This window comes from Methanolobus sp. WCC5, assembly GCF_045690325.1.
GTDB lineage: Archaea > Halobacteriota > Methanosarcinia > Methanosarcinales > Methanosarcinaceae > Methanolobus.
In genome coordinates this window covers 1,430,309-1,457,192 of sequence record NZ_CP146981.1, presented here as the reverse complement: position 1 = coordinate 1,457,192, position 26,884 = coordinate 1,430,309, and the positions used below count along the sequence as shown (strand labels likewise).

At 44.6% G+C, this 26,884-nt stretch carries 22 protein-coding genes; 12 read left to right on the top strand and 10 right to left on the bottom strand.

What is annotated here, in order from left to right; genetic code table 11:
- Window positions 1-147: 147 nt before the first annotated feature.
- Together V7O64_RS06860 and V7O64_RS06855 are read right to left on the bottom strand one after the other, a co-directional pair.
- Window positions 148-3,453, bottom strand: a complete 3,306-nt coding sequence (locus tag V7O64_RS06860) for a NosD domain-containing protein (protein ID WP_407354693.1) — start codon at window positions 3,451-3,453, stop codon at window positions 148-150.
- A gap of 538 nt (window positions 3,454-3,991) precedes the next feature.
- On the bottom strand, window positions 3,992-5,308 hold the full coding sequence (locus tag V7O64_RS06855; RefSeq protein ID WP_407354692.1) for a cobyrinate a,c-diamide synthase: 1,317 nt from the start codon (window positions 5,306-5,308) through the stop codon (window positions 3,992-3,994).
- 90 nt (window positions 5,309-5,398) lie between these two features.
- Here V7O64_RS06855 and moaA point away from each other — a divergent pair, with 90 nt between their 5' ends.
- Window positions 5,399-6,325, top strand: a complete 927-nt coding sequence (gene moaA, locus V7O64_RS06850; RefSeq protein WP_407354691.1) for a GTP 3',8-cyclase MoaA — start codon at window positions 5,399-5,401, stop codon at window positions 6,323-6,325.
- A 2-nt stretch (window positions 6,326-6,327) separates the two neighbouring features.
- Complete coding sequence (locus V7O64_RS06845; protein ID WP_407354690.1) at window positions 6,328-6,477, top strand: hypothetical protein; 150 nt, start codon at window positions 6,328-6,330, stop codon at window positions 6,475-6,477.
- A 55-nt stretch (window positions 6,478-6,532) separates the two neighbouring features.
- Here V7O64_RS06845 and surE read toward each other — a convergent pair whose 3' ends face one another.
- The 3 genes from surE to V7O64_RS06830 all read right to left on the bottom strand — a co-directional run bounded on the left by surE (window position 6,533) and on the right by V7O64_RS06830 (window position 8,203).
- Complete coding sequence (gene surE, locus V7O64_RS06840; protein WP_407354689.1) at window positions 6,533-7,321, bottom strand: 5'/3'-nucleotidase SurE; 789 nt, start codon at window positions 7,319-7,321, stop codon at window positions 6,533-6,535.
- Between the two features lie 72 nt (window positions 7,322-7,393).
- On the bottom strand, window positions 7,394-7,813 hold the full coding sequence (locus V7O64_RS06835) for a hypothetical protein (RefSeq protein WP_407354688.1): 420 nt from the start codon (window positions 7,811-7,813) through the stop codon (window positions 7,394-7,396).
- A 108-nt stretch (window positions 7,814-7,921) separates the two neighbouring features.
- Window positions 7,922-8,203 carry a hypothetical protein gene (locus tag V7O64_RS06830; RefSeq protein ID WP_407354687.1) on the bottom strand — a complete coding sequence of 94 codons (282 nt, stop codon included), beginning with the start codon at window positions 8,201-8,203 and terminating at the stop codon, window positions 7,922-7,924.
- A 337-nt stretch (window positions 8,204-8,540) separates the two neighbouring features.
- Here V7O64_RS06830 and alaS point away from each other — a divergent pair, with 337 nt between their 5' ends.
- The 4 genes from alaS (at window position 8,541) to V7O64_RS06810 (ending at window position 14,272) form a co-directional block, all read left to right on the top strand.
- On the top strand, window positions 8,541-11,315 hold the full coding sequence (gene alaS, locus V7O64_RS06825) for an alanine--tRNA ligase (RefSeq protein WP_407354686.1): 2,775 nt from the start codon (window positions 8,541-8,543) through the stop codon (window positions 11,313-11,315).
- A 24-nt stretch (window positions 11,316-11,339) separates the two neighbouring features.
- Window positions 11,340-12,680 carry a gas vesicle protein GvpD P-loop domain-containing protein gene (gvpD, locus tag V7O64_RS06820; RefSeq protein ID WP_407357247.1) on the top strand — a complete coding sequence of 447 codons (1,341 nt, stop codon included), beginning with the start codon at window positions 11,340-11,342 and terminating at the stop codon, window positions 12,678-12,680.
- A gap of 94 nt (window positions 12,681-12,774) precedes the next feature.
- On the top strand, window positions 12,775-13,827 hold the full coding sequence (locus V7O64_RS06815) for a response regulator transcription factor (RefSeq protein ID WP_407357246.1): 1,053 nt from the start codon (window positions 12,775-12,777) through the stop codon (window positions 13,825-13,827).
- Window positions 13,828-13,897: 70 nt separating this feature from the next.
- On the top strand, window positions 13,898-14,272 hold the full coding sequence (locus V7O64_RS06810) for a response regulator transcription factor (RefSeq protein WP_407357245.1): 375 nt from the start codon (window positions 13,898-13,900) through the stop codon (window positions 14,270-14,272).
- Here the strand turns inward: V7O64_RS06810 and V7O64_RS06805 are convergent.
- Window positions 14,266-15,273: a methyltransferase domain-containing protein gene (locus V7O64_RS06805; RefSeq protein ID WP_407357244.1), complete on the bottom strand. Its 1,008-nt coding sequence runs from the start codon at window positions 15,271-15,273 to the stop codon at window positions 14,266-14,268. The genes V7O64_RS06810 and V7O64_RS06805 overlap by 7 nt on opposite strands.
- Before the next feature lie 191 nt (window positions 15,274-15,464).
- Between V7O64_RS06805 and V7O64_RS06800 the strand changes: the two genes are divergently transcribed.
- The 6 genes from V7O64_RS06800 (at window position 15,465) to flaJ (ending at window position 21,828) form a co-directional block, all read left to right on the top strand.
- The gene (locus tag V7O64_RS06800) at window positions 15,465-16,781 is read left to right on the top strand and encodes a FlaD/FlaE family flagellar protein (protein ID WP_407357243.1); all 1,317 of its coding nucleotides are present in this window, start codon (window positions 15,465-15,467) and stop codon (window positions 16,779-16,781) included.
- Window positions 16,771-17,202 carry a hypothetical protein gene (locus V7O64_RS06795; RefSeq protein WP_407357242.1) on the top strand — a complete coding sequence of 144 codons (432 nt, stop codon included), beginning with the start codon at window positions 16,771-16,773 and terminating at the stop codon, window positions 17,200-17,202. Before V7O64_RS06800 ends, V7O64_RS06795 begins: the two co-directional genes overlap by 11 nt.
- 71 nt (window positions 17,203-17,273) lie before the next feature.
- Window positions 17,274-17,780, top strand: coding sequence for a flagellar protein G (locus V7O64_RS06790; protein WP_407357241.1), 507 nt, complete (start codon window positions 17,274-17,276; stop codon window positions 17,778-17,780).
- 9 nt (window positions 17,781-17,789) lie between these two features.
- Window positions 17,790-18,485 carry an ATPase domain-containing protein gene (locus tag V7O64_RS06785; RefSeq protein WP_407357240.1) on the top strand — a complete coding sequence of 232 codons (696 nt, stop codon included), beginning with the start codon at window positions 17,790-17,792 and terminating at the stop codon, window positions 18,483-18,485.
- 18 nt (window positions 18,486-18,503) lie between these two features.
- Window positions 18,504-20,162, top strand: a complete 1,659-nt coding sequence (locus tag V7O64_RS06780) for a type II/IV secretion system ATPase subunit (RefSeq protein ID WP_407357239.1) — start codon at window positions 18,504-18,506, stop codon at window positions 20,160-20,162.
- A 10-nt stretch (window positions 20,163-20,172) separates the two neighbouring features.
- Complete coding sequence (flaJ, locus tag V7O64_RS06775; RefSeq protein WP_407357238.1) at window positions 20,173-21,828, top strand: archaellar assembly protein FlaJ; 1,656 nt, start codon at window positions 20,173-20,175, stop codon at window positions 21,826-21,828.
- 78 nt (window positions 21,829-21,906) lie between these two features.
- Here the strand turns inward: flaJ and V7O64_RS06770 are convergent, their stop codons facing one another.
- The 4 genes from V7O64_RS06770 to V7O64_RS06755 all read right to left on the bottom strand — a co-directional run bounded on the left by V7O64_RS06770 (window position 21,907) and on the right by V7O64_RS06755 (window position 26,816).
- The gene (locus V7O64_RS06770) at window positions 21,907-22,905 is read right to left on the bottom strand and encodes an isocitrate/isopropylmalate family dehydrogenase (protein WP_407357237.1); all 999 of its coding nucleotides are present in this window, start codon (window positions 22,903-22,905) and stop codon (window positions 21,907-21,909) included.
- The gene (locus V7O64_RS06765; RefSeq protein WP_407357283.1) at window positions 22,902-23,765 is read right to left on the bottom strand and encodes a hypothetical protein; all 864 of its coding nucleotides are present in this window, start codon (window positions 23,763-23,765) and stop codon (window positions 22,902-22,904) included. The genes V7O64_RS06770 and V7O64_RS06765 overlap by 4 nt, the downstream gene beginning before the upstream one ends.
- A 19-nt stretch (window positions 23,766-23,784) precedes the next feature.
- Entirely contained in the window at window positions 23,785-24,276 is a 492-nt protein-coding gene (locus V7O64_RS06760) for a 3-isopropylmalate dehydratase (RefSeq protein WP_407357282.1), read from the bottom strand.
- Window positions 24,277-24,359: 83 nt separating this feature from the next.
- Complete coding sequence (locus V7O64_RS06755; RefSeq protein ID WP_407357236.1) at window positions 24,360-26,816, bottom strand: oligosaccharyl transferase, archaeosortase A system-associated; 2,457 nt, start codon at window positions 26,814-26,816, stop codon at window positions 24,360-24,362.
- Window positions 26,817-26,884 lie beyond the last annotated feature (68 nt).

Genomic DNA, 26,884 nt, shown 5'->3' with positions numbered 1-26,884 from the left:
CTATATTCTTTAATAGTAAACCGTTTTGAACTTGCTTTTTTTAGATATCGGGGAATCTTGCATTGAATATATCGTATATGCAGGACATTATCAGCTAATGAACCTTTAATTATCAGCTTTTACTTAATTTGAGGTGGGATAAAGGGCTTAAAGCCCTCTTTTGTTCTTCTGTCTTGACACAACAGTAATTCCCAGGACCAGAATGATCACTGTCCCTATTGTCCAATAAACATAGCCTTTGTCGGCCTTATTTTCAACAGGTGTTCCTTCGGTAAGGCCAGAGGATGGCTTTTCATCTGCTATCCGGGTTTGAACCACCACTTCCTGTTTTTCCTGCACATCAGTTCCAAATAGTGCATATAGTGAGAAGTGGCTTATCATTGCGGTTGCCCTGCCATTTTCCCAGTCCACAGTTGTTTCAAGTGCTATCCAGCCATCTTCGGATGTATAGGTGTAGATCACCGGGGCTCTGTCCTTAAAATCCTGTGGATTGAAATCCATTGTAACCATGATGTCCTGACTGAACGTCGTTCCTGAAGGCCCGAACCTTATGTAAAGGCCGGATCTGATGACCTCCTGAGGAGTTCCCGCAGGCAGGGATGATGGTGTGGTGATGATTATCCTGCTCACAGGATTCCCTGAAGGATCTAATGCCTTTGTTCCTTCATACAGCGTAATTGTGGTGGTTCCGGATGAAGAGGTTACAACAAAGTCGCCGTTGACCCCTCCTTCCTCACCCATGGGCAGGTCACTTATTGTCCCTTCCCTTCTTTCTCTTGCCATCACGGAACTACCGGAGTCAGGGGCCTGGGATCCGGATATAGAACTTTCCACATCTTTGAAAAGGGCCAGGGTGGCTTCGTACGTTTCCATAACAGCATTTATCGCGGGGTTCGCTTCAGCTACAGTAATGGTTGCACAGACATAATTATCATTGGTGTTGAGCGTGGCATCCGGAACTTTCACCCACTGGCTTCCATTCAGCCTGTAAAGGCTGATCGTGGATTCACCTGCACTGCTCATCCCGGAATCGTTGTAAAAGAACCGGATGTCTATGCCTGTATCTGCAGGCATAAGGTGGATGTTGAACTGCTCACCCGGGGAGCGGAAAAGATCTACATAGCCATTGACGTTTATTTTACCAGGTAACGATATAGGATCTAAGCAATTTTCCCTTAATATGAGCCTATTCTCATTGCTTACAAAGGACATCTGTGCTAGCTCTTCAGTCAGCACCAGGTTGCTTACGGTAGTATTCAACGATCCGGACGCATACAAGGCATAATCATTGCCTGTTGCATGGGTATTGGATAACAGGATGTTATCTGAATTCAGAATATATACTCCATGGAAACCGGGCTGAACATCATTCAGGGATATTGAGCTGACTATATTTTCTGAATCAGGACTTATGGCATTGTCCACGTCATTGATTGATATTTGCTCTATCGTTTGTTGCAATGCTGAAATTTCAGCGTTCAGACTTACAGAAGCTGCTTCTTGCAAACTGAGCGTATTATTGGTAAACGTGTTTCCGGTCAGGGTATTATTGTCCGAACTGCTAATCCTGAGTCCTGCTATACGGTTATAACTTGCAACATTCCCGCTTAATGTATTATCAGGAGAGGTGGAAAGGTATATCCCGACATTTGAATTATTGCTAACGGTATTTTCCATCAGGTGGTTATTGTTTGAATCCAGAAGTTGAAGACCATATATGTTTGAATTGGCCATATTTTGCCTTAAGTAGTTGTCAGTACAGGAAAAAAGTGCAATTCCCACAAAAGAATTGCCACTGGCATTGACGTTTGCCAGAGTACTATTATCCAGCTCCCTGAGCATAACGCCGAAGTGGTTAGAGTTGATGCTACTGCAGGACATTGTGATGTTGCTTGACCCTTCGATCATCATCCCGACGAGATTGTTATTTGACCTGATTTTATCAAGGACATTTGGACCAGAGTTAAGTAAGTAGATACCACACAATGATTCTGAAAGGGTGACATTCTCTATCGTTGACTCCTCTGTGGCTACAAAAACAACACCATAGGAAGTATCTGACATTTCAATATCTTTTACAGTTATATTGGTGGAATTTATTACATATACCTGTCCGGCATCGGATGGAATTTCTATATCTGACTGTTCATTCAGGTAATAGAGTGGCTTCCCGTTAACCAGATTGTCAGGGTATATGATATGATCAAAATATCCAGGAATGGCTCCGTGGACGTGGAAATTGTAATTATTAGATTCCATGGTATTCCCGATAAGGGTATTATTAGTTGAATGATCCAGGTAAATTCCGTATTTGTTGTTATGGATAAGATTGTAGGCTATGCTGTTGCCAGCACAACGATAAAGGTTAACTCCCTTTTCAGTATTGTTTGAGATGGTGTTATTGCTTAATGTATTGTTTGGGGATCTGTCCAGGTAGATGCCATCACAATCATTGGAAAGGATCGTGTTATTGTTTATCGTGTTCAGTTCACTTGAAGAATACAGGGAAATGCCATCCCACCCATTGGAACTGATCATGCTGTTTATAACGTCGTTGTTAATTGAGTTATTGAGGAAGATGCCATAGAAGTTATCATCGGCGTTGATGTTGTCAAGGATATTGGAATCGGACCTGAAAAGGACAACACCATATCTGTTCTGGGAAAAGGTGACATTCTCTATTTTCGAACTATCCGTATATGCAAATACTATGCCTTCATGACCTTTTGATATTGTAATATCCTTTACTGTGATATTGCTGGAATTGACAACATACACCTGCCCTGCGTCAGAAGGTATCTCAAAATCTGCCAGATCATTCAGATAATAGAGAGTTTTTCCATCAACCAGATTACTGGTGCTTATATGCTGTGAAAAGTGTTCCGGGTCGTTTCCGTAACAACCAAAATTGTAATCGTTTAATGTCATTGAGTTATTGATAAGGGTGTTGTCGGGTGACTTTCGCATAAGGATGCCATGTGTGCTTAACGTGATCGTATTATTCGTAAAAGTACTGTTGCTCACATCGTTACAATAAATACCTGTATGACTTGCAGATATAGCATTGTCGGAAATATTACAATCTGAAACCGAGTTCATGTGAATGCTGCTATAGTTTGCTGGGCCTGTTATCCTGAAGCCCCTGATAACAACATTATCAGCCGTTATATTGAACACATGAACATCTGGTGATGTTGCCTCAACAATGGTGTTTACCGAACCATTCTCTGAGCGGATAGTGATAATTTTGTTAATTGTCAGGTTCTCAATGTAGATCCCATCACTTACAATGATAATGTCTCCATGCTCTGCATTTTCATATGCAGTGCTAATATTGGGGTATGCTTTACCCTCACCTACGTGGAGTTCCTCAGCAGACACTGTTCCTATGCATGAGAACAATAATATCATCAGAAGCATGTATGTGCATTTTCCAGGTCTCTTTTGTTTCATAATAATCCTCAACAATCGTATTGGTAATACAAAGTATATTTGTTAATATATAAAAAGAGTGTTTGGATATTTGAAACGAGGTTTTCTACCTCTCTTCTTTCTTCCATAGACAACTTCAAAGCTTGAAAGGAAGAAGTCTCTCATTTTGAGTGAAGCAACAGGGTCATCATGAACACTTTGAAGGGATCAAGAGAACCTGATAAATAAGAACCAGCGATTACGTTTTCTCTCCTGCTTCAAACCTGACCGGGAATTGTCAGTTTTTCTTACAGGCTTTTGCTGATGATCCTTTTTTATGCAGGCAAAATAAAGACAAAAGGGGAAAACTGGAAAGAACAAGGGAAAAAGGGCTCTGTAGAACACATATTATCAATAATTTGTGAACCGCAGATGAACGCTGATGCACGCAGATATTTTTCATCTGTTTTACCTGCTAAACAGCTGTTTAGCAGGCACTCAACTCTGTAAGAGGTGAGTGTATCTGTATTTATCTGTGATTTATTAATATTGAAAGGATTTCTACAGAGCCGGAAAAAGCTTAACTTTTACTGTATTCCCTGCATTTCTCTACAAAATCTTTCACGGGGAACGAAGCGGGATGGGCGTGGGTGTAACTTGCAATTGAATTGTGCTCGCAGAGTCCGTCCTTTCCGTCGATTATGCCTTTGCCTCGTTTCATTTCATAGGCAAGCTTTGCATCGTTGTCGCAGTAGGTAACAGAATAATGGAACTCATGTCCCCGTATTGTCCCTTTGATGAAATCCCCGCTGGCCTGTCCTTCTGTATATCCGAGGGCCTGTAGTTTCTTTGTCATGACGGTCTGTGCAGGGAGCACGTCAGCCATCCTGTAAACGGTTCCTTCTATCTCATATGATGTGGAAAGGTATTGCAATCCGCCACATTCTCCGTATATGGGTATACCTTCGGCTGACAGTTCTTTTAGTTGCTTTGTGGTCTTTGAACCTTCCAGCTCGCTGATGTGCAGTTCAGGATAGCCTCCGCCAAAGTAGAGGCCATCAACCTCGGGAAGCTCTCCCTTTATCGGGCTGAAGAACACCGGCTCTGCCCCTGCTCTTCTGAATGCATCGAACATGTCCTGGTAATAGAAACAGAAGGCACTGTCATAGGCAACACCTATTTTCACATCAGCATCACATTCTTTGTCCTCCGGGTTCTTTTCAGTATCCGGGGCACTGCGGGCAATAGATACTATGGCATCAAGGTCTATATTCTCTTCAATGAAGGCAGCAAGTTTTTCCGTATCAAAATCCTGTTCATGGGCCATATAAAGTCCAAGATGGCGCGAAGGCACTGTCACATCCTGGTTGCGTGGTAGGGAGCCTACAACGGGTATGTCGGGGATGGAGTCTATTATCATCTTTGCATGTCTGGGGCTTCCCACCTTGTTCAGTATCACCCCGGCAATTTTCACATCCCTGTCAAATTCAGCAAATCCTTTGACAATGGCAGCTGCACTTCTTGACATTCCATGGACGTTCACTATCAGTATAACGGGGATCCCAAGTGATTTTGCAACATGCGCAGAACTTGCTATTTCTGTTGAATCCATGCCATCAAAAAGTCCCATCACCCCTTCAACGATATTGATGTCCGCATTCTCAGCATGCATGGAAAAGGTCTTTCTCACACCTTCCACCTGCATCATGAACGTATCCAGGTTCCTTGAAGGTTTGCCGCAGATGGCCGTATGGTATGTAGGATCGATGTAATCGGGTCCTACCTTGAAGGGCTGGACCTGCATTTCCCGTCTTTTCAGGGCTGCCATAATACCCATGGAAACCGTCGTTTTTCCAACTCCGCTGTTGGTACCTGCAAGTAACACCGCTTTTGTCATGGAGTTAATTGTGCACAGTTTCTATATATGTATTATTCTCAGCGCAAAGCATTCAAAATAGTTAAATAAATAACGTATATCTAGGATACTATGTCTTCTGCAGGAACAGGGGAAGTCCTCACAGACTCATACGGCCGTACTTTAAGGAGTCTGAGGATGTCCGTTACAGACCGTTGCAACCTCAATTGTATCTACTGTCACAATGAGGGCCATATTGGCCATAGCCGTGAAATGCCAGTGGATACTATTGTCAATATCGTAGAGGTTGCTTCCCAATTCGGTATGGACCGGCTGAAGCTCTCAGGCGGGGAGCCTCTGCTCAGAAAAGATCTTGAGGAGGCACTGGCCCGTCTGCCTGATATGAAGGATATATCCCTGACAACCAATGCAACTCTTTTAAAGGACAGGGCAGCTTCCCTGAAGGAGGCCGGTCTTGACAGGGTCAATATAAGCCTTGATACCTTAGATCCTGACAAATACCATATGATCACCAACTGTACAAGGGGTACTTTTGACAGGGTACTTGATGGCATTCACGAAGCAGTGGATGCAGGACTGACTCCCGTGAAGCTGAATATGGTACTTTTGAAGGATCTCAATGATAACGAAATTGAAGACATGCTTGATTTTACCAGGAATTACGGGGGAGATGTTATACTGCAGCTGATAGAACTCATGGATTTCAGGGACATTCCCCGTTACAGGATCAATGCTAATGAGGTGGAAAGGTCCCTGCTGGCAGTCTCCTCCGATGTTTCTGTACGGCAGCTGCACAAGAGAAAGAAATACATCATAAATGGTGTGGAAGTCGAATTTGTAAGGCCGGTAGATAACACTGAATTCTGTGCCAACTGCAACAGGCTCAGGGTCACGGCAGACGGCAAGCTCAGACCATGTCTGCTGGTGAACGATAACCTCGTTGATGTTTCAAAAGCATCCAGAGAAGAGCTGCCCGATCTTTTCAGGCTGGCAGTCAGCCGGCGTGTACCTTTCTGCAGAAGTCTAAAGGAGCAATAAAAATGGAAGTTGAATTAACAGTTGACGGAAAGAACATAGAGATAAACCACTTCGTTCAGGCAATTCTTGGAAGCACAGTACTTGGCGCAGCGACAACCCTGCATGGTGTGGACAGGGATTGCAAGGAAATCCTCATAAAAGTGAAACAATGAGCATTTCTGCAATTGTTCGTTTAAATTGCAGAGATCATCTTTCAAAGAAACCTGCCTACAGCAGGTGTTCTATTTCTGAAAAGTCTATCGGGGATGTTGCATCCAGGGATATTGGGGTGACCGAGACATTTCCGTTGTGCATTATGGCATGAACGTCAGTTCCCTTTTCCTCGTCTGCCACAAGTTCTCCTGCTATCCAGTAATATGGTCTTCCTCTTGGATCATGTCGCTCTTCGACATCCGTCTTGAAGAACTTCCTTGCAAGCCTTGTGATCTCTATCACAGGCTCATTATCCACATGATGCGGAATGTTGACATTAAGCAGGTCCACTTTTTCAGGCAGTCCGTGCTCCAGTACGTTCTTTGCTATCCTGTTGACAACCTTTATGGCCACATCGTAATCATGTTTGAACTCTCTGTTATCGTCAAATTTGTTTCCTTCCTCCATGACCTGTATGGAAGCAGCGATAGCGGGAATCCCATAACTTGCACCTTCAAGTGCGGCACCTATGGTACCGGATGTGGTAATAGTATCTGTACTGATGTTCTCCCCGATATTAAAACCTGAAAGGATAAGGTCAGGCATCTGTCCCATTACCGAGAATATGCCAAGTATGACCGAATCTGTGGGAGTCCCGGCAACTGCATTGACCATCATTCCATTGACAGTGGTCCGGGTTATCCTGAGTGGCTCAAAGATAGAAATTGAACGTCCAACGCCACTTTGCTGTGTCATGGGAGCGGATACAGTGACTTCTCCAAGATCTTGAACGCTTTTGCAGGCTGCATGTATGCCTGTAGAATAAACACCGTCATCATTTGTGACCAATATCTTTTTTGACATGTCTACATCATTGTAGGCCCATGCCTTAAAACTAATGGGTAGAATAATGGTTTGCAAATACGGGAGATATGTTCAGACGTTTGCGTAGATCCTGTCTTTGCGATGTAATGATTTACCGGTATTGTCTCCCTGCTCGCTCATATCTGCAAGGGTTTTAACTTCTTCCAGAACCTCTACCTGATCACTCATCTCATCGAGCTTGAATATCATTTCCATGATTACTTCGTTCTGTTCACTGGAGAGGCATGGGCTGTCCTTAACTATCTCCAGCAGTATCGATGCATCGTCTATGACCTGTGCAAGTATTGTCCTGTCCATATATGACTTTGCAATATCCGAATCCCTGCCTTTGAGAGTTTCATTGAACTCATTGAGCTGTTCCTCAAATAAACCGATGTCATAATGCGCGCTTCTGAATATCTTCTTCACATAGTCTTCCCTGTAGACCTGCTTTGAGTTCTTGAGCACCTTCAGAAGTTTTTTATAGTCCATTGTTTTTCACCTTGCGGTTTGTGGTGTAGGTGCCTGTTCCCTCATTCCCGTGCAATTTTTCTTGCTTCAGGCACCTTATACTCTCTCGACCGTAACGTCTTATGGAACTCACTGGTTAATATTTCCCTCATTAACAAGATTATGTTTGGTGATATCTGGGGAGATTGGCCTGTTCACAAAGAAGTTCTGCGTGAACTGTCCTCCGTTAACATCATATTCACTTTCCACATCGATCCCATATTCCCCTTCCATCTCATCAATTATAGGATCGCAAAGGTATACCTGCAGGCTTCCGCTTCCGTCCATAAAGACGGATGGCCTGACGCCAGTGTTGTTGTATTCTTCCACAAGCCCTCTGAATACTAATGACATATAACGCATTGATTCCATCGGTCATCACCTATATCTGCTTTTCATGACCATGCACTTAAGTCTAATGTATTGTTTATTTTGTTGATGTCCAAAGATTAAATGTTTTATGTTCATAAAATACATGTTTATACATAAGGATATTGCAGTTAATCAATATCATGCGGATTTATTCTCTATGTATATTTATAATATGTATTAGATACTGTATCGATATTTTGATTTCCTGCCTGATGGAATGTGATAAGAAACATTTTTAATCATTGGGGCGATAGTTGGAAGAATAAATCTGACCATTAGACTGAAATTCATATCAGACTACAATTCATATAGACTAAAACACATCGTTGGAATAACTATGCTTGAAGACGAGTATCAGCTTGATTTTTTCTCTGAGAACGGATTCGTTCGTAAACAGTGCTCCAAATGTGGAAAACATTTCTGGACCCGTGATATTGAAAGAGGGACATGCGGGGATGCACCTTGTGATCCGTATTCTTTTATTGGTAACCCGGTTTTTAAGAAAAAGCTCGATCTTGCGGAAATGAGAGAGTATTATCTCGGTTTCTTTGAGGAAAGAGGGCACACCAGGCTTGAAAGATATCCTGTGATTGCAAGATGGAGGGATGACATATATCTGACCATTGCCTCAATTGCCGATTTTCAGCCTTTTGTAACTTCCGGCCAGGTACCGCCACCAGCCAATCCACTGACGATCTCCCAGCCATGTATACGTCTTTCTGACCTTGATGCAGTAGGAAGGAGTGGCCGTCATCTGACAACTTTCGAAATGATGGCCCATCACGCTTTCAATAAGAAAGGTGAGGAGATCTACTGGAAGGACCGCACAGTCGGATTGTGTGATGAACTCTTCAATTCCCTGGGCGTGGATCCCATGGCAGTTACCTACAAAGAGGAACCATGGGCAGGCGGCGGGAATGCAGGGCCATGTGTTGAGGCCCTCATCGGGGGTCTTGAAGTAGCTACCCTTGTTTTTATGGATCTGCAGCAGTCAAAGGACGGGGACATTGCTATCAAGGGAGAGAATTATCGCAAGATGGATAATTATATCGTGGATACGGGTTACGGTCTGGAACGGTTTGTGTGGGCATCAAAGGGCTCACCTACAATATACGATGCAGTGTTCCCTGACATAGTTAATGAACTGATGGACCTTGCAGGCATAGAGCACGAAATAAATAATTCCGAATATGCAAACATCCTTTCGCAGAACGCCCGCCTGGCAGGTCTTATGGATGTAAGTGAAAAGGCAAATCTTTTCGAGCTCAGGAAACAGGTTGCTTCCAGCATAGGCACGACAGTTGAGAAGCTATCTGCCATCATGGAGCCTGTAGAGACCGTGTATGCAATAACCGATCACACACGCTGCCTTACTTTCATGCTTGCTGATGGTGTCATCCCGTCCAATGTCAAGGCGGGCTACCTTGCAAGACTGGTACTTCGCCGCACCATGAGGATGATGAAGGACATGGGTATAACGATCCCTCTGTCAGATATAGTGAAAATGCATATACAGAATCTTCCGGAGTATCCGGAATTCCAGGAGAAGTTTGACGTCATCGAAGACATACTCTATCATGAAGAGCGGAAGTTTGAGGACACGCTTGAGCGCGGAAGGCGCATGATACAGAAATCCGCCAAACACTATAAGGAAGCCGGTGAGAAGATCCCCCTATCAACACTGGTGGAAATGTATGACAGTCACGGCATCCCTCCCGAGATCTCAAAAGAGGCAGCCTCAGAGGTTGGTGTGGATGTTGACCTGCCTGATAATTTCTATTCCCTGGTTGCCGAAGGGCACAGCAAGGCAGAGGAGAAGGAAGTCAAAGTCTTCCCGTACGCAGAAAGGGTTGCTAAACTGCCAAAGACAAAGAAGTTGTTCTATGATGAGCCCACAAGGATGAATTTTGAGGCGGTGGTCCTGGATATCTTCGATAATCACATCGTACTTGACAGTACACTCTTCTATCCGGAAGGTGGAGGACAGCCTGCTGACCACGGTACTCTTACGGTTGAGGATGTGGTTCTCAGCGTCATAGATGTGCAGGCAGCAGATGGTGTTGTTGTTCATATGATAGAGAAGGTGGAGGATGAGCTCCACATACGCAAGGGTGATATGGTCCATGGTACTGTAAATGAACAGCGTCGCATGTCACATGCATGTCACCACACAGCAACCCACATAGTCAATGATGCGGCACGTAAGGTACTTGGTGACCATGTATGGCAGGCAGGTGCCCAGAAATTCGTGGACAAGGCGCGTCTTGATATATCCCACTACAAACGTATAAGTCAGGAAGAACTTAACCGGATAGAGCTCATAGCCAACCGCACTGTTATGGAGAATCAGCGTGTTACGGCAGAATGGATGGACAGGATAGAGGCCGAGAAGAAATACGGCTTTGGTCTGTATCAGGGTGGTGTCCCTCCCGGAAAAACGATACGTGTGCTGAAAGTGGCCGATGATATAGAGGCTTGCGGAGGAACTCACTGTGTCAGTACCGGGCTTGTGGGTCCTATTAAGATGCTAAAGACGGAACGTATCCAGGACGGTGTGGAGCGCATAGAGTATGCCGCAGGTCTTGCAGCAGTCAGGGCTACACAGGAAATGGAATCTTACCTCAACCAGTCTGCTGATGCGTTGCGCGTAAGGCCTGAACATCTGCCATCAACCATAGAACGTTTCTTCAATGAATGGAAGGAATTCAAGAAAGAGAACCAGAGGCTCAAGGAAGACCTGGCTCATGTTCATGTTATCCAGATGGCGAATGAAGCTGTAAGCATAGGTAACCTGCGGCTTGTGGCAACAGTCATTGAGCATGCAGATATCGATGAACTCGTAAAGATCGCCGGCGAATTGACCACCAGCAGTGACATGGTAGCACTTCTTGCAAGTGATACCGCTGGTGTCAAGATAGTTGGTGCGGCAGGAGAAGATGCATTAAAGGCCGGGGTTCACGCGGGACAGCTTGTCAGGAAGATGTCAGAGGTCGTGGGTGGTGGCGGTGGCGGTAAGCCTGCAATGGCCCGTGGCGGCGGTATTGATAGTGCTAAGATTGCAGAAGCACTTGAAAGTGGCCGCAATCTGCTTGAAGAACAGATACGGAAATAAATGTTAATGTCCTGAGGAATCGAAATGATACCCGGTGAGGTCAAGGATTTTTTCTCATCCCAGTTTGGTAAGTCCCTTCTCGTAAAAGGAAAGCCCGGAACTGGTAAAACGACATTTGTCTTTGGAATACTTGAGGAGGTATGCCCGCAGGGCAATTGCATCTATATTTCACCGCGTATCGATAAATCCTCAGATTACGGTAGATATCCGTGGATAGAAGGGGATTTCAATAATAATGAGGATTTTCTCAGGATGCTTGCATCCCGAATTAAAGTTATCTGGGAGTCAAGTGATACCAAGCCTGTAATTGTTGTGGATTCAATTGACTCTCTCAGTATTGCCACTACAAGGTCTGCAGACTGGGAGGAAAATAAGTTCGAACTTGAACGCCTGCTCTTTGATTTTTCCAGAAAGGTAAATGCGGACATAATAATGATCACAGAGCAGACAGATGTGACATCTCTTGATTACCTTGTGGATGGTGTTGTTCTTCTTGGCATAACTGAGATCTCTGAGCGTGATGTCAGGAAGATAAATTTGCTGAAGATGCGTGGTGTGGAGCTTTCCCAGTCAAGATATCCTTTCACACTGGAGGGTGGGAAGTTCAACAGCTTTGAACCTTTCAAAGTCTCATATCCTGACCAGACCCAGGTGCCATCTTCGCTGGAAGATCCCTCCGAAAGCAAGATCTCAACGGGTATCCCTGATTTTGATGAAGTACTTGGAGGCGGTTATCAGAAAGGAAGCTTTAACCTCTTTGAAATTACAAGTGGGGTCGGGGACTCATTTTACAGCTTGCTTTTGCCAGGTTTCATCAATCATCTTAACATGGGCCGCGGGCTTGTGAGCATGCCCACAGAGGGGACGAGCGTTGAGACGGAAAAGCGTATGATATCCCCTTTTACAGGTGACGGTCACTTCAATGGACAGTTCGTGGGTTTTGAGATACGTGATCTGAAAGGCAGGATCCCTGCATACATCGAACCATTCTCCGGGAATATTTACAAGGACATGGACATATTCCATAAGGCCAAGAATGAAATGATGGTCCGCTATGGCTCTCCTATCCTTGATTATATAGGTCTTGACAGCATGGAATATAATTATGGCTGGGAGAACATAGGCTCTATAATCGGGCAGATGGCATCCATTACAAAGACTACGGAGAATGTCGTTCTTGCTGTTGCAAAATACGGGCAGAGAATAAATGAGTCGGTTGCCCATATGGCCACAACCCACTGGAAGTTTGAGAACGTGGACAGGACCCTTGTTATGTACGGGGTCGTACCCAGAACCGGAGTATTTGCAGTTGAGATGGAGTTCATCTGCGGTTATCCCCAGGTCAGACTCATTCCGATGAAATGAATGTTTTCATGCCGCAAGTACATTTTCTGCCCAAACATTAATAAGAAAATAAAACTAATAACAATTGCTAAACTAAATTTAAAGGTACTTTTCAATGAATGATCAAACGCAGGAAATCCTTTCAACCATGCGGGCAGAACTGTCCGGCAAGAATACATTGTTCCTTGCTCCAGTTGACAGTTTCATAGAGCGTCTGGTATATTTCTATTTATCCGATATACTAAAAGAAGAATCTGAAAGGACTATTGTATGGTTATGCCTGAGTGCTTCAAGGGACAAGGTACTTAACCGTTTCGAGGATTTCGGCTTTGCTATCAATAAGGACAGAATGTTGTTCATTGATATCGATGTACCGGGTAAACAGCATCATCCGGATACTTTTTATTGCAGTTCGGTTGCAGATTACACCAAGATGGCCTCGCATATATCTAACGTTTTCCAGAATCACCCACGTTCGCTGCTCATCATAGATAATATGAATGTGCTTGCAAGTGACACGATGCAGGTAGTTGAGAACTTCGTTAAGTTCATTGAAAAAAAGGTTGCTGAAAATAACGGAAGTATCCTTTCGATGCTTTCCAGGAGCATCCTGCCACCTGAGACGGAAGTTCTCATTACATCTTTCTTTGATGTGGTCATCGAGATCACCAATGTAGGTGAGATACATACGGAAATAGGTCTGAAGGATTTTGATTTCAGGTATTCTGTAGAGGATGGTTCCATTGAGTTCGAACCGATGCAGAAGAAGATAAAGAGGGACCGTCTAAAGATCCTGATAGTTGATGATGAACCGGATATTCCTGAATTGTTAAAGTTGTCTCTTATAAGTGAACCATACGATTTCCTGGTAGCCCACAATGGTGAGGAAGCCATTGAACTCACTCTAAGGGAGCTTCCTGATCTCATATTACTTGATATCATGATGCCTGACATGGATGGCTATGAGGTTGTGGAACATCTCAAAAAGAGCAAATCTGCAAGTGATATCCCTGTTATAATGATCTCTGCCAAGACAGCTGTTGAGGACAAGGTAAAGGGAATGGAACTTGGAATTGATGATTATATTTCCAAGCCATTTGATAAGAGAGAGGTCAAGGCAAGGATCAAGATGGTCATGAGACGTCTTGGTTGGGTTGAAGAGGGATAATTATATATTTTTAATGTATAATACTGATGGTATATTATTGTATAATCCTTTTCAGGAGCTGTAATTGATCATGTGTCCCAAAGTTATGGTCGTGGATGATGAGCCGGATACCATTGACCTTGTAAAGTTGATACTGGAATCTGAGAACATAGACGTTGTCGGTGCAAAAAGCGGGTTTGAATGCCTTGAGTTCATTGACAGGGAAAGACCAGATGCTGTTTTGCTTGATATAATGATGCCCGACATGAATGGCTGGGAAACCTTCCATAAGATAAAAGAAAAACAGCCACTTTTGCCTGTGGCCATGCTTACGGTGAAAAGCCAGGAGTTCGATAAAATGCTTGGTCTGCATGTGTTAAAAGCAGATGACTATATAACCAAACCTTTCAGCAGAAAAGAACTCATAAAAAGGACAAAGGAACTGCTGGAAATGGAATTTCAGTGATCCTGCACTTCACAAAGCATTGCGTACTTACCCTTCCGGAACAGATGGGCTTTCCTTTCTCCTTCAAGTCCCTTTTCAAGTGTCTTGCGGACCTCCCAGTATCTTTCCGGTTCTATAGATGTCCTGATGACAACTTTTCCAAAGGAATTATTCTTCAGATATGAGTTCACTTCCCTTATCTCAAAATCCATGAACTTTACAACCCTGTAATTGTTCTTGAACAATTGGCATTCCAGAGGAATGTCTGAGCTTATAAGTACTCTTTTCTCATCGATTTCAAAAATACTGATATCAGGTATTTGCTTCTTAATTCCCTGCTCTTTTAATACGGATGCAAGTTGTTCCAGAAGGCCTGCTTTTGTTACGCATTCTTCAGGTTCATAGGCAAAAGCCCCGGGTCTCTCACTTCTGTTGACATCTACGGTCCGGTCATCCTTTCGGATTATATGTTCACCCGGGAGCGCAACTGCCGAAACACCGGCCTTTTTCAGCTCCCCAAAATAAAGGTTCAGGCGGTTAAGCTTTCCTTCAAGTGACATGTACTCTTTTTCACAGTCAAAAGGTATTCTGTCAGGTGGTAATTGAGGCGGTGCCTCAAATGCAAAATTCGAGCTTTTCCCAGCATATGCTTTAATGACTGCAGGTATCGAAGGTCTCAGGTTGTCGATATTCCTCTCTTTCTCTGCAGGAGGCCGTGCCGGGTCGGAGAATACTACGTCAAGAGCCGGCAATCCGGAGATAACTTCCGGTGAGAGTGCATCTGCGTTGATAAACTCTATATTATCGACACCCATTATCTTTGCATTCTTTTTTGCATAGCCTATCTTCTTGTGGTCAATCTCGATTGCGTATACATAGTCACAGTATTTTGCAAAATATAGTGCCTGTCCTCCTATGCCACAACTTATGTCAGCGATGACCCCGCATTGGAGTCTCTTTGCCCTGTATTCTGCAACAGGTTGGGGTGTTGCAAACCTGAATCCATCATCATCAGATGTCATTTCGGCTTTAAGTATTTTCTTGCGTGTCAAACAGATCTATCACTAAAATGCTGCAAATGATTTAAATCCATCTGGCAGGTTCGACTCACGTAGCATAATGTTTTATTCAAAATTTATATATATTATTGAGGGTATATTGACAATTGTATAGATATTTCTATCCCCTTGTATAAATCATTATCAGTGGAACCATGTCCGGAATTAGTGATAAAATAAAAAAAATGACATCGTCTCTCTCCAGGAAGGACAAAAAAAAGGGAAAAGAATCTCCTTTTGATTCAGACACCCCTTCCTTTCTCCAGGGTACTCCTGATCTTGGTTCAATTCCGGATCTGTCTGCTGGAATACCCCCGTTCCCTCCGGGAGGATCTCCTGGCGGTCCGCCGTCACCTCCAAACATTCCGGGTGCATCCGGTACTCCACCTTTTCCTCCTGGTATGGCTCCACCGGGCACTTCTCCGGGTGGCGCTCCTCAACAGGCATCTCAGCAATCATCAGCAAATAATGAAATGGTGGAGGAGAACCGGAAAAAGCTCAAGGATGTTGAGACCAAGCTTTCAAAAGCAGATGTAACTCTGAACATGGTCCAGAGGGACAATGAAGAGATCAGAAAGACCGTTGACAAGATCGATCAGAGTATTCTTGAATTGTTGTCCTTGTATGAGATAGTGTCCAACCAGGTCAATCCTTTTGTGGGAGATGATGTTGCAACCCGTGCCACCATCGAGCGATTTGAGAAAATGGAAAAAAGGATAACTGAAGTAGGTGACATGCTTATTATCCTGAAAAATGATCTTGATGCAACGTCTCAGAAACTGAGTATGCCCCAGGGCATCTCATCAGAAGCCGAATCAAGGATGCAGAACATTGAATCCAAGATGGATGCCTTTGCAGATGCAATGGTGATGATGCATGAAAGCATCGGGCAATTATCCTCCCGGGCCGAGGAAATGTTCTCAAGAACTGATATCCTTGACCAGAACATAGTCGATCTTGCACAAACCACCGCCAATATAACCTCCCGTCTTGATGTTCTGGAGCAAAGGCCTTTGATGGTCAATAATACAGGTATACAGGAAAGAAAACTTCCTGACGATGATGAAGTGGAAGAAGCTGGCGATATTGAAGACAATCCAAGGAAAACATCTGTGCCAATGGTAAGGCTGGAATGCATAAAAGCCGACCCCACAAGTGTTGTTGTCCTGCTCAACTGGATAGAGTTCCTTATGGAGCGCGTGGGGAGAAACAACCTCATGGATGCACTTGATTACTATGTGGACATCGGATGGATAAGTGAGGATGTAAGGTCAGAGATAATGGCCTATGCGAGAGGTATCGATTATTATGTCGAGAAACCCACGTGGCGTCTTCTTCCTGAGGATCATACCAAATCCCTCCTTTTCATAGAAAGATTATCCGGACGTAAGATAGACAGGAACATGCTAAGTTCAATAGACAGGGAAATGGCAAAAGTAAAACATGGTCTGGAGGAACTCTATGGGATTTGAACTGTCTGTAGTTGCGGTAATTTTCTTCATCTCTGCAGTACTCATGGGGACCTATTCTTACACAATGATGGGTACTTCCAATGAATTGATAGATGATGCATCTGCTGAGCAATACCGGATGCAGCTCTCAAAGCTGCAGACTGATATAGAAATAGTTGAGTCCACTGCAGATGGTTTTGAGGGCACTTACAACCTGACCGTGAGCCTTACAAACACAGGTAGCGAATCACTTCGTTTTGACAGGATGAATGTCATTGTGGATGGAAATCTGGAGAGTTACACATATGATAATGTTGCAGCAACCTGGACACCTTCTGAGACGAGAAACCTCACAGTGACCGACCTTTCCGGCTCTGGGGTCCATCGTGTTAAGGTTGTGACCGAGAATGGTGTTTCTGCTTATGGGTCCTACCTGGTCTGATAACATCCTTATATAGTATTAATTATATATTATGATTTTAATTCTAATTATATCCGGACCAGCAGAAAAACATGATCATCATGCTAAGCACAGACCGAATGAAATTACTGAACAATAATGATGCTGAAACAGCTGTTACACATATGATATTCTTCATAGCAGCTATTATCCTGGCAATAAGTGTCGTAGCTCTCATATCGGCCGACGTCCAGTCTATGGTGGCCTCATCCGGTGCAAGCAGTAAATTGCTTTCGGAGCAGATGAGAACCGATCTCACCGTTGTAAACGACCCGGAGATGATCCCCTACAATGAGGTGAGTAAAACATATACTTTCTATGTAAAGAACACCGGTAAAACAGAACTGGTACCAGAATATGTTACGGTTTTGGTAGATGGTATCCTGATCGCTCCTGAGAATGTGGATATCAGCCTTGTGGATGGCGATGTTGTATGGAGGCCGGGAGACATCCTTACTCTTGATGTAGTTACTGTACCTGCACCACTTGATCCCGGGGACCACAGGATCCTTGTTGCAGCAGAAAATGGTAAATCCGGTGCTATGAGCTTTAAAACGTAAGAGGTAAAAATGGCAAAGATCAATTCATTTGAGGTGCCAAGGGATGACCTGAATGCAAAATTAGGGGGCGGATTCCCTGCAGGCTCACTTGTGGTAATAGAAGGAGGAAGTGGCGGCGGTAAGAGTTCCATTACCCAGCGTCTTTCTTTCGGGTTGAATGAGAATGATGTCAGTGTTACCTTTGTTTCCACACAACTGACAACAAAAGGCTTCATTAACCAGATGTATTCCCTGGATTATCCGATAGCTCCATACCTTTTAAATGGCCTGTTGCTCTACATTCCCGTAATCCCGCTTGTACAGGCTGCAAAATCCCGTTTTGACTTCATTGAAAGGCTAATGGCAGCAGAAGAGCTTTTCGAGAAGAACGTTATAATTATCGATACTCTTTCCTCGTTGATCAAATACAGCGCGAATACAGAAAAAAGTCTTGATCTCATCTCCTTCTTCAAGAAGCTCAATGGCATGGGCAAAGTCATCATACTGACCATCGAGCCCAACCAGTTAAGTGAGGACATTGCATCTATGTTCCGTTCTTCATGCGACGTTTACATCACACTCAAATCAAAACCTCTTGGAAGTGAGGTCAAAAGGACCATTCTTGTAAATAAGTTCACAGGTGCAAAAGGTCCTGTCGGGCAAATGATAGGTTTCAGGATAGAACCAAAGGTAGGCCTTGTTGTGGAGATAGCGTCTGTATCCTGAGGTTGAAGGAGTGCTTATATGGATCCGGAGTTTCAAAAAGCTATACAAAGAAATCCACATCTTGGAATATATCTAAAGCGTTTCATGCAGGAGACCGGAGCTGATGAACCTACTTTCATGGTTAGTCTTTCAAAGGACCTTGACAGGGAAAATGTCAATATCATCCTGCCTGTGGGAGATCCTGTGTTCATCCACCTCTATGGGACTCCTGAGATTGGAGAGATAAAATACTATGGGATCGAACCTGAACTGAATGATTCTGAGAAAAAGAAATACCAGGCAATCCTGGACATAATTCTTGAAAAATCAGCAAGCGAACCCGTCCCAGAATCTGAGGCTGAGCTGAAGGAGCTTATTACCAAGTTACTAAACTCCTCTATAGATATAGGAGCAGGTGGCAGGGTTGAAGAAGGTGGTAGTAATAAATTCAATGTCATCCAAAAACTGGTACCTGTACAGAAAAAAGTCCCTTTGACCCAGGAAGAGTACAACAAGATCCTATATCACATAGAGAGGGATATCATCGGGTCCGGGCCTATCGAACCTATCATCAGGGACCCTTATCTTGAAGATATCAGCAGCATAGGCGTGGATAATATCTTCATTGTCCATAAGATATTCGACACCATTAAAACAGACCTCACTTTTGGGGATGAGCAGGGGCTTGATAACTGGCTTCGAAGTATGAGTGAACGTATAGGCCGTCCTGTAAGTGATGCAAGGCCAATAGCGGACGGTGCGCTTCCGGATGGCTCCCGTATCAACATTATTTACAGTATAGATGTGAGCAAGAGAGGAAGCAGTTTTACAATGCGTAAGTTCAGCGAGGTGCCGGTAAGTATCATCCAGCTTATCAGCTGGGGTGCACTGAGCGCGGAAATGGCTGCTTATATGTGGATGTGTCTTGAGAATGGTATGAGTATCTTCTTCAGTGGTGAGACTGCCAGCGGCAAGACCACAATGCTCAATGCGTGCCTTGCTTTCGTTAACCCCAAAGCAAAAGTATTCTCTGCAGAGGATACGGCTGAGGTACAGCCGCCTCAGCCAGTGTGGCAGCAATTGATCACCCGTGAGGAAGGTCCTCCCGAGTCAAGGGTCGATACCTTTGCCCTGCTAAAGGCCGCCCTGCGATCAAGACCAAACTACATTATCGTTGGTGAGATCAGAGGAGCCGAAGGTAACGTAGCTTTTCAGGGTATGCAGACAGGTCACCCTGTACTTGCAACATTCCACGCTTCTGCAGTTTCAAAGATGATCCAGCGTCTTACGGCCGACCCTATCAATGTGCCTGTGACCTTCATTGACAATCTTAACATTGCAATGATACTGTCCGCTGTCTATCGTAAGGGTAAGTTCCTCAGGCGTGCCCTTGCAATCGAAGAGATAGAAGGCTATTATGAGGAGATCGGTGGTGTTGCCACAAGGGCTGTCTTTCAGTGGGAGCCGGATACGGACCGACATAAGTTCCGTGGCCTGAACAACAGTTATATCCTCGAGGATAAGATAGCTACAAAACTTGGTTATGAGGACAAGAGGCTGATATATCAGGACCTGTTCCTCAGGGCTAAGATACTGGAAGAGATGCGTTCAAGAGGTATCGAAGATTACTATGATGTCCTTGAGATCATAGTCAATTTCTATAAACACGGTGTAGACGGACTTCCGTTTATGATCTAAGGTGGGTTTCATGAGCTATGAGAAGGCATTCAAGAATATCGGCATGGAACCGGCCGCTTATCTGAAAAAGTTTGCCTTACCCATAATAGCATTTGGTTTCATCTTTTCGGCCACTCTTTTGATCGTCTTTCCCACACTTTTCACCGGGACTACCAGATATATACCGGCATTGATACCTGTTGTATGTATCATTTTTGCTTTTTCCTATCCCCTGTCCATTCTTGCCGCAAAGGCTTCCAGGATAGATAACAATATGCATTACTATATCACCCAGATGGGATCTATAGCCACGGCTGAGACTCCCCGGCTGGATATAGTGCGTATCGTTTCAGAGAACGATGACTATCAGGAGCTTGCCCAGGAAACAAGGAAAATATATGACCTTGTAACTGTCTGGCATCTCAGTCTTGCAGATGGGTGTCGTTTTATTTCCAAAAGGACCCCCTCTATAATATTTGAGGACTTCCTTGACAGGTTTGCCCATGCACTGCAGTCAGGGGAAGATGTGAAAACCTTCCTTTTTGCCGAGCAGAACGTTGTAATGAACGAGTATGAGGCAATGTATAATGGTGCTTTGTATGTTGTGGAGATCATCAAAGAACTATTCGTATCCCTTGTAATGTCTTTGATATTCATGGCTTCATTTGCAGTTATAATGCCTGTTATCACTGGTATGAATGCTGAACTGCTTATGGGTGTTGTCGTGATCATCTTCCTTGTAACGGACATTGTTATGGTAATGTTCACAAAGAGCAAGATCCCAAAAGACCCTGCATGGAGCCGTTCTAAGAATATTACTGAGAACAAACTGAAACTGTATCGTTCAATCCCTGTGTCCATAGCAGGATGCATCATTGTTTTTATTGCAGTCAGTCTTTATGGTAAAATAGAAACCTCTATTGCAGTGGCTATGGTGCTCACTCCTCTAGTTTACACTGGTCACGTATCAAGGAAGATAGAGAAAAGTATCAGAAGGAAGGATGAGAACTTTCCTGCATTCATACGCTCGCTTGGAAGTTCTGCCGGTGCAAGAGGCGGCGTTATAGATGAGGCACTCAAGGCTCTAAGGGCACATGATTTCGGTCCGCTTACCCGGGATGTGAACAACCTCTATAAGATGCTTGTTACCAGGATCAACAAGTTCAGCTCGTGGGAATATTTCTCGGCCAATACCGGAAGCAATCTCATCCAGCGTTTTTCAGGTATGTTCGTACAGGCAACCAATCTTGGCGGTCAGCCTGAGGTCATAGGCGACATAATTGCAACTAATTTTCACAGGATAGTGACCCTCAGGAAAAAGAGGTCCCAGTCCGCTGCCAGTCTTGTAGGTGTCCTTTACGGGCTGACAGGTGGTATCGGCTTTACCATGTACATCTCCCTTGGTGTGGTAGGACTTATGCAGGATATGTTTGCAGCCGTGGAGATGCCTCCGGGTATGTCAATGGGCATGGTGCTCTATACCAATGTAGGGAATATGGATACTCTGGCAAATATGGTCCTGGCAATCATGGTAGGCCACTCCCTGATGTCTGCCATCCTCATCCGGATCGTGGATGGGGGCCATATGTTGAGTGCCACCATCGACTTTGTGATCATGGTATGGATATCCGGAGCCAGTGCAGTTGTCACCATGGCAGCAGTATCTTCATTGCTTGGCCTTACTTAGTGTGAGGATCGCCCCATCTTGGAATATCGCTGTAATTATCGGGTCAATGGACCACTTGTATTATATGAGAACGCAGGTTCATTCCATTTTTGTCCTTATATACTTTGCAATGAGATTACCCACTTCTGACGTCGTGTTCCTGCCACCAAGGTCCGGGGTACAGATGCCCATATTGAGTGCAATGCCCAGGGCTTCATCCACAATTGCAGCTTCTGCTATGTCCCCATGCCACTCAAGGAGCATTTTGAGGCTGAGTATGGCTGCAATAGGGTTGGCTATGTTCCTGCCTGCTATATCTGGTGCGCTTCCGTGTACCGGTTCAAAGAATGCATACCTGTCACCGATGTTGGCACTGGGTAACAGGCCAAGGCCGCCTACAAGTGCCCCTGACATATCGCTCAGTATATCCCCGAAGAGGTTTGTGGTGACTATTACATCGTAGTTCCAGGGCGATGTTATAAGGTTATAGGCAAAGGAGTCAACAAGCTCGTCCCTGCTTAAAATCCCTTCATCTGCCGCGGCCTGCCTGCACACATCAAGGAAAAGTTTGTCGGATTTCATTACGTTGGACTTGTGGACTATTGTCAGTTTGTTCATTCTGTTCTTTGCAAGTTTGCAGGCGTAATCGGCAATCCTTTTGGAGCCTTTTCGTGTGATGACCCTTGTGGTGGTTGAAACATCGCTTCCTATCTCCTCTATGCCCGAATACAATCCTTCTGTATTTTCCCTGACAATTATGAAGTTGAAATCATTGCTCTCATAGATCCCCTTGACAGGAGGTAAGGGACGGATGGGACGGATGTTTGCGTACATATCCAGTTCTTTGCGGATGGTGAGAAGCACACTTTTATAATTCGGATCAGGTGGTGTGGTCACGGCACCAAAGAGAATACAGTCACAACTTTTCAGTATGGATATATCTTCATCTGTTATTGCAGAACCAGTGCGTTCCCATTTACCGTAACCAAGCTCAAGTGGTATCTTCTCCACATCAAGTCCCAGGGAGTCAAGTACCTCTATTGCCGCTGGTATTACTTCTTTCCCAATTCCGTCACCTTCAACAACTGCAAGTTTCATGATAGCTCCTCTTTGATCTTTGTCCTTTCCTTTATATCGGCAACAAGGTCCCATACAGCTTTTGCCACGTCAAATTCCGATGCTCCCCAATGGACCACAACCCCCCGGATACCATTTATTGTAACGATACCGGATTTTTCCGAGCGGCAGCATCTTGTGATGAACGGTTTTTCAGGCCTGAATATGTCGGACTTGAAAGGGCATATGTTCACAAAGGAATACTCAAGTCCGGGAAACCTGGATTCAAAAAGGTTCCTTGATATCTCACACCCCACAAGCAGTGCACCGTCCTCTTCTACCACATCACAGTCAAGACATTTTCCCTCAAGTCCGGAGGAAGAACATGGGAATACCGTATTCTCTCCCTGGAACCTTCTCAGATCTGTCAGCTTCTCTGTGAACCTGATAGTCAGATCCCCGAATATGCCGCTCTTCTCCAGCCTGTGCACAACACTTGCAAGCCAGGATGGCCCGGGTGGAACCACGTCCACTATCTCGATATCCAGGATGGCTGAAAGTTCGGGTTTATGCACAAATGTCAGGTGTTTGTCAATACCTGTGAATATTACCGTGTTTATCTTTTCCTTGCAGAGCAAGGATGCCTTTTCTATGAGATCTCTTCTGTCCTTGATGTTCAGTTCCCTGTCGTAGCGGATGATCTCCTCACCCGAGGCAAGTTCCTCCAGGGATGTAACGTCCCTTAGTAAGTCGTTTCCCTGATGTGTTACCATGTACAGGGAGTAGCTATTGTCGCAATGTTCCACTATCAGGTACTTTGTGAGGAAATATATACGCCTGTCATCACAATAATCAAGTTCCCTGCTGTATCCGACATGCTTGTATTCAAGGGGAAATATCATGCTCATGTGATGGGTATCCTTATTCTGTTCTCTTCTTTGCTTTCCTGTGCGCCACAAGTCCGCCATCTGTCAGTATCTCCAGCAGGAAATCCGGGAGTTTGTTTCCCTGGAACACATTGTCATTTACTTTGACAGTTCCCTGAAGCAGGTCGATCTCCGCCTCATCCCCTTCTTTGCAGCTAACATCTGCTTCCATAAGCGGTAAGCCTACATTGATGGCGTTCCTGAAGAATATCCTGCCAAAAGACCTTGCCACCACACATGCAACACCTGCATATTTCAGCGCCAGTGCGGCCTGTTCCCTGGACGAGCCGCAACCGAAGTTGTCATCTGCAACTATAACGTCTCCTTTTTTCACCTTCTTTGGGAAATCCGGATCTATTCCTTCCAGTACATGGTCTGCAAAGACCTGCATATCCGTTGTGCGCAGGTATTTTCCGGGAATTATAACATCGGTATCGATATCGCAGCCGAATTTCCATACTCTTCCCTTGATAATATTGTCCAATATATCACCTTTTAAGCTAGCTTCGGCATGATGTTATTTGTAGATGTCGGAAAATAGGTACACAGAATAAAAAGAGATAGAAGCCCTTATACTTCTATCGTGTTCCCGTTCAGGATATCCGTTTCACTGACACGGACCTGCTGTGTCACATTGCCGTAACTTACCACGTAAGGTCCGGCTGGCATTGCAGCAAACTGCGTCTGGCCTTCAATGGGTCCTTCTGTGGAATATGGCACTATGAAGGTGTATGCCCCGTCAGATGTGGTGGACTGGGTATATGTGAATGTCCTCATCTGGTTTGTCATTATGGTGTTGCTTATCGTAACGGTCTCACCTTCGGGTGCTGTTCCTGTTATGGTTGCACCGTTGACGTATTCGAAGATCTTGACATATCCTGTATTTGTCTCAGGAAGGTTCCCTCCGAAAAGGACATTATATACATTCTTGTATCCTGGCTCCTGGGTGTTGCCTGCAGGTGATTCATATACCATGCGGTATTGCCTGAGGCCGTTCCCGTCGAATATATGAAGCCTTGCTTCCATTGAATTGAAGTAGCGTTGCCCTGGTACGGTCACGTATCCCGAATCGGTTTGAACCTGCACGTAATAACCATCTGTGTCCAGTGTCCAGGCGGACATGGCGTAGAACTTGCCTGTGGCCATCTCAACGTCTGAGACTACGTAACGTGCGCCCGCCCTGTCCGGATCAGGATGGATCGCTTCAAGGACTGCGGTTGCTTCCTGTTCTGACTGGGCTGTGAAGAATGTGGATGCGCCCGGTCTGTTTTCTTCTTCAAGGCTATTGGTACGGCCACCTATCCCCTGCTGGAAGGGATTGGCATTAGGTATTCGGTGCCCGATGACCTGTATCCAGTGCCCGTAGTCCCACCAGGACATAACACCATATGCTGTGTCAGGATACTGGTATCTCTCACCCGGTGCAGGCCTCTCGTAACTCTCGTAGTAATCCAACCCTGGATCAGGAGTGTTGTACCTGAGCCACTGGGTAGTTTCTATCCAGTAGCCATTGGGCCCTCCTGTTCCCTGGTTCTGCTGCATAGCTAGGCTGTATGTAGGATATATGAGGATAAGTACAATGAATGCTGCTGAAAGGATATGCATCAGCTTAATATTCTTTGCGTTGAACGTCTTCGATCTGAAGCTGTCCACAAGCTGCCGCCATCCGGAAAGGTCAAGCACCTTGATGCCAATCCATGCGCTGAGAATAGCCGCATTCACCGAGTAGTAATATGCAAAACGGTTCTGCTGCAGCATAGCCCAGATGATCATTAGTGTCCACACAAGCAGGAACGTGTGATCTGGCGTGTTCTTCTGGGTGAATGCCTTATAGATCAGTACTGCAAGTGCAATAAAGGAGATGTACCCCAAGGCTCCGAAATTGTACCAGAGGGGCTGGAGGGAGAACTGGCCGCCAACCGAGAGGAGGGGGGAGGCTTCTGCGATGGTCATGCCGCCGCCGGTTCGAGTGAAATAGCTGAAGACACTTGTTATGAGGGAATATGCCGATTCTGAGAAGAGTCTTGCTGCAATGATCACAGCCGTTAACAATACCAAGGTCGATACAGGGAAATAATAGCGCTTCAATCCTCTTCTATTCATCTCGATCGAGATAAGGGTGAATATTGGGAAGGCGATAATGCCTGCAAGAAATCCCATTATGTACAATGATTTTGTTCCCCCGAGATATGGGGTCACGAGTACCATTAATAGTGCGATGAAAAAAACGACCATTCCACTGATGGCAAGATAATCAGTGCTTTTTCCATGCATGTGGTTGATTATATGCTGGATGGTTATGTATACGCCAATGATAAAACCGAAAAACAGTGCTCCTTTCCATGCAAGGGTGTATGCTCCCAATGATATTCCTGTAAGTATCAGATATGGGATTGCAGGTTTTATTTGATCTATATTCCTGTTCTTCAGGTCGGAAAAAGCAATTTTCCCATGGTCTGCTTTTTTTATTGCCATTATCAGGAACATCGCTGTTAAAGTGCTCAGTAAGGTTTCAGCTATATGGTGGTCGTTGAATCCTATCATTGATCTTGAGAGGAACTGACCGCAGGATATTGCAATAAGAAATGATGCAAGTAAACCAACTTCCCTGTTGAACAGCCATTTTGCAGCAAAATATGTTGGGACTACAACGAGCGCACCCAGAATTACAGGGAAGTAGGCACTGGTAGTGTATATCAGGTTCTGGTCCGGGTTTCCAGCTCCCAGTATCCAGATAGTCGTGGCCAGTACCATGTCGTAGAGTGGTGCAAATATCTGGTTGGTGCCATTAGGGAATTGCGTATACGCATCGAACCATAGCATGTTGGGGAAGTTGTGTATGATCGATTCAACATTCCTTAGATGGTACCAGGGATCGTTACCGCCAAACCTGACGAAGGTGTCGGAGATAAAGACGCTTGCTTTGGGGATAGTTCTTATGTAGAAGGCTATTATAAAAGATATAATCACTCCGACAATATAGGGTAAGCGATTCTTCTGGTCTTGAAAATTTGCTTTTTTATTCATGTACTTCCTCGCAAGCATAGAGCATGTGATATTATTAAGTAGAAATAGATATTTTTGTGGATTTTTGT